The organism is Wolbachia endosymbiont of Drosophila tristis, from assembly GCF_028981745.1.
In the GTDB taxonomy this organism is placed as follows: domain Bacteria; phylum Pseudomonadota; class Alphaproteobacteria; order Rickettsiales; family Anaplasmataceae; genus Wolbachia; species Wolbachia pipientis.
The window spans coordinates 1-8,952 of sequence record NZ_JAPQLN010000051.1 but is presented as its reverse complement, the minus strand read 5'-3'; the positions used below and the strand labels follow the sequence as shown (position 1 = coordinate 8,952).

Below are 8,952 nucleotides of genomic sequence, written 5' to 3'. Positions count from 1 at the left end.
TATTCACTATCCATTTTTTAAGTTGGCGTTTTTTTATGTTTTAAATGCTTTATAAGCGCATTTTAGCTTATATTAGGTAAAAACCTAGAAGTTTTATAAAGACATAAGGTGCACATAGTGCAAAAAATTAAACATGAGACGCCAGATACGTGAGTTTTTTTGTCATTTAATCTGTACAGAGAAGATAAATAAATAGCTTCAGTTTTATGATAAGGGAGTTGGCGGAGTTTGTCAAGTAAGTTTTTCGCTTCTGCGGGCTACTTGAATAACGGCTACAATGTTCATACAGCTATGTACATAGCTGGAACCCCAAAAAAGAACCAAGTAGCCAAGCTACTTGGATGACAGAAGGTAATATAAGAAGTCTATTGGCTCTCGTATACCTTAGTGAAACTTAACAAGTTTATCTATAGTTTTAGTGATGATTCTTGGAGTATACGGAGAAACTGCTGAGCTCAGCCTATTTAGTCGCTCTATAGCAAACTCGCTGTTCTCATTTGTTATGAAATCACATAAAATATTTTCTATATCCTTAGTAACACTTTCATGCTTCCTCAGAGGATGATTATGTGGATACCTATTGATGGTTCTGATGCTAGAATACTCAACAAAAGCTTGATCCTTAAAAGCAAGTTGTCTCAATTTCTCTTTGAATTTTCCTTCTTCCTCTTTTGCTAAAAGGCGAGACTTTATCAGTGATTTTATAATCAAATTTATAGCTTGATGCATTTCAGAATGCACTATAACTTTAATGGTATTTTCTTCTACTATACAATCATAAATACTTTTTTCGCTCTTTAGTGACTCTATAAGCGTTCTGCTATTTTGTGAATTCAATTCCAAATTCTCTTCACTCATAGGAGTTATTATGAAGGTGTTCTTACTCACTCTGATGTTAAATTGTGGAGAGCCTTCAGAAAAGGAAAATGCTACATCCTTAAATTCAAGTGCATGATTGTATGCAGCAAAAAGGGTGTGTGCTATAACACTGCTGGGCACCTTCATTCCATGTTTACTCAGGTGGTTCAATACATTTTCAACCTCATGATATGTAAAGTCTGTATCTTTTAGCAATTCAACAACTTCTATGCCGTTGTGTTGTTTATACTCTATTCTCACTTCTTCTGTAAAAAGTGTTTTAGCTGCTATATGTTTATCAAGCACTGTGAAAATCTTGATGAAATTCTCTAAATCTTGTTTGTTAACTAATTCGATACTAATTAAGTTTCTGCTAATAATTGAAATATTTTTTGTCATTTTTTCCCACTAAAAAAACTCACTGAATGAATTGTATTTTTAATTCATTAAGAATTGTTTAAAGTGAGCATACTAGTTTTCATTTACGTATTACACGACAAAACAAGATAAAAAGTTACATAAAATCATCATGTGGTATAACACACTCTCCACATTCATCATTGCTGTTTGTGTAGGTTGTGACATCAGTGTGATTGTCATTATTATTTAGCATATCATCCAACTTTCCTTCTTTTTCAAGATCCATCAATTTGTCACACCCCCCAATGTGCTTATCGTTGATAAAAATCTGTGGAACTGTTCTAACGTTATACTTTGATTTTATGTCGTTAAATAGATCTGAGTTTTTGAGCACATCAATTTCTTCATACTTCACACCTTTTTTATCTAGTAAATCCTTTGCCCTTATGCAGTATGGACAGCCCTTCTTTACATATATCACAACATTTTTCACAATTTATCTCCGTAGCTTACTAAAATATAGTTATTATATATAAGAAACATGTAAAAACATCAAATTGTATGAAAATTATTTATAATTGTGAGCAAGGAATAGAAAATAATATAGCACTAACCTTCGGAAATTTCGATGGCATTCATTTAGGACACGAGTTTGCAATTTCTACTCTAAAGAAGGTAGCACAAGAAAGAGGATTACCCTCTGCAGTTTTAACTTTTGAGCCTCACCCATCAACTGTTTTATTTGGTAGAAACAATTTTAGGTTAATAGACCAAGAACAAAAAAAGGAACTAATCAGCAGCTATGGTATAGATTACTTATATATTATTAATTTTAATAGAGGTTTTTCTGAGGTTAGCTGCGATGACTTTATCAGTGAGATTTTAATAGATAAATATGGCGCTAAACACATAATTGTCGGAGAAAATTGCACTTTTGGTCATAAACGATTGGGTAATATATTAACTCTAGAGAAATATTCTGAAATATATGGATACTCTTTGACTAAATTAGAGCCATTAACAATTGACGGCAAAATTTGCTCTTCTTCTTCAATAAGGGAGTATGTACAAAGGGGCGAAATAGAAATTGCTAATAAATTGCTCGGCAGGCCTTATCAAGTTTCTGGTGTTGTGACAAAAGGTGCATGTAGAGGTAGAGAAATAGGATTTCCAACCATAAATATTCCTATAGAAGATTGCATGATAAAACCTAAGTTTGGCACATATTACGCTAGAGTGACTTTTCCTGATAGTAATCCAAATTGGTTATATGGAGTAGTCAATATTGGTATGAGACCTACTTTTAAGGATCTGAAAAAGCCTATAATAGAAATGCACATATTCGATTTTGATGAAGACGTATATAGTCATAAAGTCAATATACAACTTTTAAAATTCATAAGGTCAGAAAAAAAATTCCATAGTATTGAGGAGTTAACAAAACAGATAAATTATGATATACTTAAAGCTTATAGGTTAAAGGCAAATTTATGAAAAAGTTATGCTTAGTTGTTATATTAATTATAGTATTGATTGACCAAACGAGCAAATTGTACATAAACTCATTGATTGATGAAGGAGAATCAATTGAGATCGCTAGTTTTATAAAACTAGTTGAAGTTTGGAATTCAGGTATTAGTTTTGGAATGTGTAGCGCTTTACCACATGGCGGTTTCTTTTTTTCAGCATTTTCAATACTAATAATTGGTATACTTGCATATTTGATATACAAGTCTGACGATCAGTCAACTTACCTTGGTTTTTCTCTGATGATTGGTGGAGCAATCGGAAACGTAGTTGATAGGATCTATTGGGGAGCTGTATATGATTTCATATATTTTCATATTGATGATTGGTATTGGCCAGCCTTTAATTTAGCAGATTTATCTATAGTTTGTGGAATGTTTACATTGTTATATAAGTGGTATATATACGATATGCTTATTTCTAAACAAAATGAGGAATAAAATAATTGTTTTTATATTAGGTCGAAATAATGCTTCATAAGTTTTTTAGTTTTCTTATACTACCTGTACTTTTTTTTACTTACCCAATTTCTTCGAATGCTTTAAACATAGAGCACAACATAAAATATACTAAACTCAGTAACGGACTAGATGTTTATGTTGTTTCTAATCATCGGATTCCAGCCGTTTTACATGCAGTAATATACAAAGTTGGGGGAATGGATGATCCAATCGGCAAAGCAGGATTGGCTCACTACTTTGAACATTTAATGTTTGAAACTACAGGGAAGTTCACAGATATAGAAGCCACTATGAGTAGCATTGGGGCTCAATTTAACGCATTTACCACTAAAGAATATACCTGTTATTTTGAGTTGATCCCCAAAAAAGATTTACCACTTGCAATGGAAGTTGAAGCAGATAGAATGGGCAGCTTTAATGTTACTCAAGACAAAATAGATAGAGAAAAAAACATCGTATTAGAAGAAAGAAAGATGAGATTTGATAACCAACCTCATAACTTGTTATTGGAAGAAATGGATAGTGCATTTTACCGTACTGGCTATGGTAGGTCTGTTATCGGCTGGGAGAGCGATATCAAAACTTACAATTTGGATGACATAACGAGGTTTCATGATAACTATTATCACTCCGGCAATGCAATATTACTGATTGTGGGTGATGTGGAACTTGATGAAGTAGTGAAATTAGCAGAAGAAAAATATGGCGAAATTAAAGCTAAGCCTGTAATGAGAAATTACCCAAATCAGGATCCAGTGCATAATGCAGGTCTATCGGTGACCTTAGAGAGCACTGAAGTAAAAGAATCAGTTTTATATTTTCGTTATCGTGTTCCCTTATTTGATCACATAAATGAAGCCTCTGCTGCTCATTTAGCGGTTGACATTTTAGGTGGCGGCAAATCCAGCAAACTGTATAAAGATTTGGTTTTAGATAAAGATGTGGCAGTATCAGTGTTTGCTTATTATAATAGCCTAGCTTTTAGTGATGACTACATTGATATTATGATAATTCCAAAAAGTGGCGCTAATTTAGATATTGTTGAAAGAGAGTTAGATAATGCTATTAATGGCTTCGTATCTAAAGGGGTGACGAGCGAGGAATTACAAAGCTCAAAATATAGGTATAAGGCAGCACAGTTTGATAATCTATCTGACTTAACTCATATAGCGATGTTCTATGTGCCACACCTTGCACTTGGTATTCCACTTGATGAAATAGATATTTCATATAGCAAGATTAATGATGTCAATCTAGAGGATGTAAATAATAAAATCCGTGCTATTTTTTCTGCTAATAAGTTAATTGGTCGTTTATTACCAAAAGGAGATAATAATGAGAATAAGTAAAATTATATTTCTATTTTTTTTCTGTCTAGGCTTTAATTTACAAGCAAGTGGTAACCTAAATATAGAGGAGGTCACTACCCGTAAAGGATTTAAGTTTTTATTTGTAGAAAATCATGATTTGCCAAAAGTTTCACTAAATATATCGTTCAAGGATGCAAGTTATGTGTATGAGAATAAGGAAAAACAGGGGCTTGCTTGGTTTACTTCTCTTGTAATCCAAGAAGGGGCAGGAAAAAATGATGCCAAAGATTTTGCGAAAAAGCTTGAAGATAAAGGGATTAGTTTAAATTTTATTGCTGATTTAGAAGCATTTAGGGTTTCATTAAATACTTTGTCTGACAATCTAGAGGAAGCAATTTCATTACTGAGCGATACTATAATGCGTCCTAAAGTTGACCCTGAAGGGTTGAATAGAGTTTTCGAGAAAGCCAAAGTTGATTTTAATAATCTTGAAAAAAATCCTTATTTTGTTGCTGGAAAAGAATTAGATACGTTATTGTTTAAAAAACATCCTTACTCAAAAAGTGTGTACGGTACTCTTGATACTATAATGAGCATTACTAGAGACGATGTTTTAACATACATAAAGCGTAATTTTGCTAAAGATAACATAGTTATCAGTGTTGCTGGTTGTACAAAAAAAGAAGAAATTATTACGCTATTAGATAAATATTTATCTAAATTGCCGTCAAAAAGATCAAAAGTTAGAAAAATACCTGTAAAAAATAATTTTGGTTCTGCAGAAAGTAAGAATATTTTTATGGATATACCACAGAGTGTGATACTTTTTGCTCAAAAAGGTATAGCTTATGAAGATCCTAATTATTATAACGCTGGTGTCTTAATTGATGCACTTGGTGGCATGAGGCTGAATTCAATATTAATGACAGAACTGAGGCAAAACTTGGGTATTACTTATGGTGTTTATGCAAGTATTATTTCCAATAAACATGGAAATATTATATCTGGATTTATAAGTACTGATAGTTCTACTGCTGGCAAAGCTATATCAGCAGTAAAAGATACATTTAGCAGAATAAAAAAGCAAGGAATTGACGAACAATTGTTCAAGGATGCAAAAATTGGCTTGGTAAATAATCTTGTCCTTTTCCTGTCCAATAACACAAATACAGCAACGCTGCTAGATAATATGCAGATAAATGATCGTGATGTTAACCGTATAAATAATTATGCGAATATCATTAATGATGTTAAATTAGAGGAAGTAAACGAACTGGCAAGTTCTTTACTGGAACCTGAAAATTTATTTTTTGTTGAAGTTGGAAAAAACGCTCAAGGTCAATAATTATTACAGTCATATATCTTCTGCTATTGACCTTACTGCTTCTACATAACACTTATGCTCCTCAGCTAGAATGCGTTCTGAGAGGCTTTGAATATCATCAGCTGGTAACACTGGTACAACAACTTGAGCAATTATGGCTCCAGCATCAACTTCAGGAGTGACATAATGTACAGTACAACCTGTAATTTTTACACCTGCTTTTAGAGCTTGCTCTTGAGCGTTTAGGCCTTTAAAAGACGGAAGTAAAGAGGGATGAATATTTATCACCTTGTTATGCCATTTACTCAGAAAATCAGCTTTGAGAATTCTCATAAACCCTGCAAGGCAAATTAAATCAACCTTATGTTGAACAAGTATTTCGTGAATTTTACCAGCATCAAGCGGTTTATCTTTAACAATAAACGCTGAGATTCCTGCTTGCTCTGCTATTTTCAGACCAGCAGCTTCGCTATTATTTGTGATAACACATGCAACTTCTGCGGAAAAATTCTGATCTTGACATGCTTCTATTAAGGCCTGCATATTCGACCCCCTACCTGAAATTAGTATTCCGAGTTTTATCTTTTTCATTATAGCACAGTTAGTTTAGAATTTAGTTAATACTAACAAAACAGCTCAAAAGGAAAACTTATTTTATAGCAAAGAAGGCAGACTAAACTCTTTATATAAGTGGACCTCTAATTTTGGACCTCACTGGACAACACAAAATAACGAATAGCCCCATGTACCCAGCTAAAACTAGCTTTAATGCTTAGATATTGTGCTATTTTTGTATAATATACTACTATAAGTATATATTTTTGTAATCGCGTTATTATTTATTTAACAAAGTATTAGTATAATTTATTACACTGGATTAAATGGAGAAAGTTCAATGAGTAAATTACCGAACAATGCAAAAATAGGTAAATCTCAGGTTACTCAGTGGGAGGTAATAAAAAATTGTGAATATGCTGATAATTGCTTGTCAAAAATAGTAACTTTGTACGTTATTAGAATAACTCAGCTATCAGATTTTTATACGAGTGACGAACCTGAAATTAACACTGTTTTAGCAAGAATAAGCGTGACAAGTGAAAATGTATTTTTAAACAAGGCTACTACTATTGAAGTTATGGAAGGTATTTTTCCGTATAAATTCAACAGCAAGAAGAGAAATAACGTATTAAGGTTAGAAGATTTGTATAATTATTTATGTTCTATTGTTAACAATAGCCTTCCAAAAGAAATGCTTGAAAGTCTTGTAAGGGAATATAAGGATGCTGTTAACTTATTTAAAGCAATTACTTAACTGAACGTAGTATTTTTAAGATTTTATTTTCTATTTCAGAAATGCCGCTTTCAAGATCTTTATCTATCAAATACATGGTAGAGAAATATGTTTTCTGCTTACTTTCAACATTGATAGTTAAAGTTCCGGGAGTGATTGTGACTGAATTGGCAAATAACGCAATGCTTTCATCATTATGCCCTTTGCATTTTCTTAGAATAATGATTGGCTCAAGCTTAGATTTGAGTTGTAGCACCTTTTTTGTTACATAAACACTTGATAAAATGATTTGGTACATTAACCATGGTATATAACTTACTAACTTATAAAACGACAGTCTACTCGTACTATTTAAAATCTGGCTAAGAGCTCTTTCAGCGTTTATCAACCTTCTAAAGATAAACGATGTGAATATAGAGGAAAACACTCCACAAAAAATAAAAAACGGCTCAAAATAACCAGACAATACAGTCCATAGAACAAATAAAATTATAAATGACAGAGAAAAAAACTTGATTTCCTTCCTAAAGTTGAGGTTTTTCATAGTCTGTAATATAACTTAAATGACTCTTTAAGGAAAGATAATAACGAATATTTAGGTTCTTGACTTCTATGTTAAAAGATATAACAACTAAGTTATGTATTTTAAGTGAGGAAGTTATGAAATATGACAAATTTATGGAAATATTAAAAAAAATAAATGACCTTTCAGATTTGAGCAAGGACAATATAGTTGAAAAAATAAAAGCTAAGTTACAAGAAGAAGATCCAGATTTATGTCAAGAGTGGGAAAAGAGTAAACCTGACAACGATAGTGGATCTGGCATAAATTACATATTTACTATATCTCGTGGTCAAAATTCTAAGGAAGTCAAATTGTTACATCTTGCTTCTTATTGGAACTGTGCAAATGTAGCAAAAGCTCTGATTGAAAACGGGGCAGATATTAATGCAGAACATGATAATAAAATTACTCCTTTACATATTGCTGCTCACTATGGCCACGAAGATGTAGTAACCATTCTAACTGGAAAAGGAGCAATTGTTGATGCAAAAAATGGTGATGGATGGACTTCTTTACATTTTGCTGTTGAAAAGAACCACGAAAATGTAGTAAACACTCTAATTGGAAAAGGAGCAAATGTTAATGCAGAAAATGATAAAGGATGGGCTCCTTTACATCTTGCTATTACAAATGGCCACAAAGAGATAGTACAAGTTCTATCAAAAGCAGAAGGAATCAACGTTGATGCAAAAAATAGTGATGGGTGGACTCCTTTACATCTTGCTGCCAGAGAGGGCTGCGAAGATGTAGTAAAAACTCTCATTGCAAAAGGAGCAAATGTTAATGCAGAAGGTATTGTGGACGAGACTCCTTTACATCTTGCAGCCAGAGGGGGCCATAAAGATGTAGTAGACATTCTAACTGGAAAAGGAGCAACGGTTAATGCACAAAATAATAAAAGATATACTCCTTTACATATTGCTGCTGAAAAGAACCACATAGAAGTAGTAAAAATTCTAGTTGAGAAAGCAGATGTTAATGCAGAAGGTATTGTGGACAAGACTCCTTTACATCTTGCTGCTGCAAAGGGCCATAAGGATGTAGTAGAAACTCTAATTGCAAACAAAGTAAGAGGTTGTCCGGAAACTAGTAAATTCAAGCATATTCCCTCTTTAACATAACCCTACTCATAGCTAGGTATATGAAATTCTCAGTGGATGTTGTGAGTAAATCATACTCCTTCGATAGCCTTCTATTCCTATTAACCCAAGCAAAAGTCCTTTCTACAACCCATCTTCTTGGCTGTACTTTAAACC

General features: G+C 32.8%; 11 protein-coding genes. 6 read left to right on the top strand and 5 right to left on the bottom strand.

Annotated features, from left to right (window positions below; translation table 11 throughout):
• Positions 1-384: 384 nt before the first annotated feature.
• Both OZD64_RS01880 and grxC read right to left on the bottom strand, forming a co-directional pair.
• Complete coding sequence (locus OZD64_RS01880) at positions 385-1,257, bottom strand: hypothetical protein (protein WP_038199087.1); 873 nt, start codon at positions 1,255-1,257, stop codon at positions 385-387.
• A gap of 115 nt (positions 1,258-1,372) precedes the next feature.
• Entirely contained in the window at positions 1,373-1,711 is a 339-nt protein-coding gene (grxC, locus tag OZD64_RS01875; RefSeq protein WP_007550037.1) for a glutaredoxin 3, read from the bottom strand.
• 68 nt (positions 1,712-1,779) lie between these two features.
• Between grxC and ribF the strand changes: the two genes are divergently transcribed.
• Genes ribF through OZD64_RS01855 form a run of 4 tightly spaced genes read left to right on the top strand, consistent with a single transcriptional unit; the run spans position 1,780 to position 5,861 of the window.
• Positions 1,780-2,712: a riboflavin biosynthesis protein RibF gene (gene ribF / locus OZD64_RS01870; RefSeq protein ID WP_274999206.1), complete on the top strand. Its 933-nt coding sequence runs from the start codon at positions 1,780-1,782 to the stop codon at positions 2,710-2,712.
• Entirely contained in the window at positions 2,709-3,185 is a 477-nt protein-coding gene (gene lspA, locus OZD64_RS01865) for a signal peptidase II (RefSeq protein ID WP_006279329.1), read from the top strand. Before ribF ends, lspA begins: the two co-directional genes overlap by 4 nt.
• A 29-nt stretch (positions 3,186-3,214) precedes the next feature.
• Positions 3,215-4,555: a M16 family metallopeptidase gene (locus tag OZD64_RS01860; protein ID WP_274999205.1), complete on the top strand. Its 1,341-nt coding sequence runs from the start codon at positions 3,215-3,217 to the stop codon at positions 4,553-4,555.
• Entirely contained in the window at positions 4,542-5,861 is a 1,320-nt protein-coding gene (locus OZD64_RS01855) for a M16 family metallopeptidase (RefSeq protein WP_274999204.1), read from the top strand. Before OZD64_RS01860 ends, OZD64_RS01855 begins: the two co-directional genes overlap by 14 nt.
• A gap of 9 nt (positions 5,862-5,870) precedes the next feature.
• On the opposite strand, the gene purN is transcribed toward OZD64_RS01855, so the two are convergent.
• Complete coding sequence (gene purN / locus OZD64_RS01850) at positions 5,871-6,431, bottom strand: phosphoribosylglycinamide formyltransferase (protein ID WP_010082490.1); 561 nt, start codon at positions 6,429-6,431, stop codon at positions 5,871-5,873.
• A gap of 304 nt (positions 6,432-6,735) precedes the next feature.
• Between purN and OZD64_RS01845 the strand changes: the two genes are divergently transcribed.
• Positions 6,736-7,152: a hypothetical protein gene (locus tag OZD64_RS01845; RefSeq protein WP_010082489.1), complete on the top strand. Its 417-nt coding sequence runs from the start codon at positions 6,736-6,738 to the stop codon at positions 7,150-7,152.
• Here OZD64_RS01845 and OZD64_RS01840 read toward each other — a convergent pair.
• Positions 7,145-7,675, bottom strand: a complete 531-nt coding sequence (locus OZD64_RS01840; protein ID WP_010962821.1) for a Na+/H+ antiporter subunit E — start codon at positions 7,673-7,675, stop codon at positions 7,145-7,147. The two genes, OZD64_RS01845 and OZD64_RS01840, sit on opposite strands and share 8 nt — an antisense overlap.
• 68 nt (positions 7,676-7,743) lie before the next feature.
• Here OZD64_RS01840 and OZD64_RS01835 point away from each other — a divergent pair, with 68 nt between their 5' ends.
• Entirely contained in the window at positions 7,744-8,817 is a 1,074-nt protein-coding gene (locus OZD64_RS01835; RefSeq protein ID WP_274999203.1) for an ankyrin repeat domain-containing protein, read from the top strand.
• On the opposite strand, the gene OZD64_RS01830 is transcribed toward OZD64_RS01835, so the two are convergent.
• The coding region (locus OZD64_RS01830) for a transposase (RefSeq protein WP_274999147.1) at positions 8,792-8,952 on the bottom strand (161 nt) is incomplete at its 5' end. The two genes, OZD64_RS01835 and OZD64_RS01830, sit on opposite strands and share 26 nt — an antisense overlap.

Excerpts from the sequence above, each read along its gene's own strand:
- ribF (WP_274999206.1), top strand. The coding sequence starts at position 1,780 with ATGAAAATTATTTATAATTGTGAGCAAGGAATAGAAAATAATATAGCA.
- lspA (WP_006279329.1), top strand. The coding sequence starts at position 2,709 with ATGAAAAAGTTATGCTTAGTTGTTATATTAATTATAGTATTGATTGAC.
- OZD64_RS01855 (WP_274999204.1), top strand. The coding sequence starts at position 4,542 with ATGAGAATAAGTAAAATTATATTTCTATTTTTTTTCTGTCTAGGCTTT.
- OZD64_RS01840 (WP_010962821.1), bottom strand. The coding sequence starts at position 7,675 with ATGAAAAACCTCAACTTTAGGAAGGAAATCAAGTTTTTTTCTCTGTCA.
- OZD64_RS01835 (WP_274999203.1), top strand. The coding sequence starts at position 7,744 with ATGTTAAAAGATATAACAACTAAGTTATGTATTTTAAGTGAGGAAGTT.
- OZD64_RS01845 (WP_010082489.1), top strand. The coding sequence starts at position 6,736 with ATGAGTAAATTACCGAACAATGCAAAAATAGGTAAATCTCAGGTTACT.
- OZD64_RS01860 (WP_274999205.1), top strand. The coding sequence starts at position 3,215 with ATGCTTCATAAGTTTTTTAGTTTTCTTATACTACCTGTACTTTTTTTT.
- purN (WP_010082490.1), bottom strand. The coding sequence starts at position 6,431 with ATGAAAAAGATAAAACTCGGAATACTAATTTCAGGTAGGGGGTCGAAT.
- OZD64_RS01880 (WP_038199087.1), bottom strand. The coding sequence starts at position 1,257 with ATGACAAAAAATATTTCAATTATTAGCAGAAACTTAATTAGTATCGAA.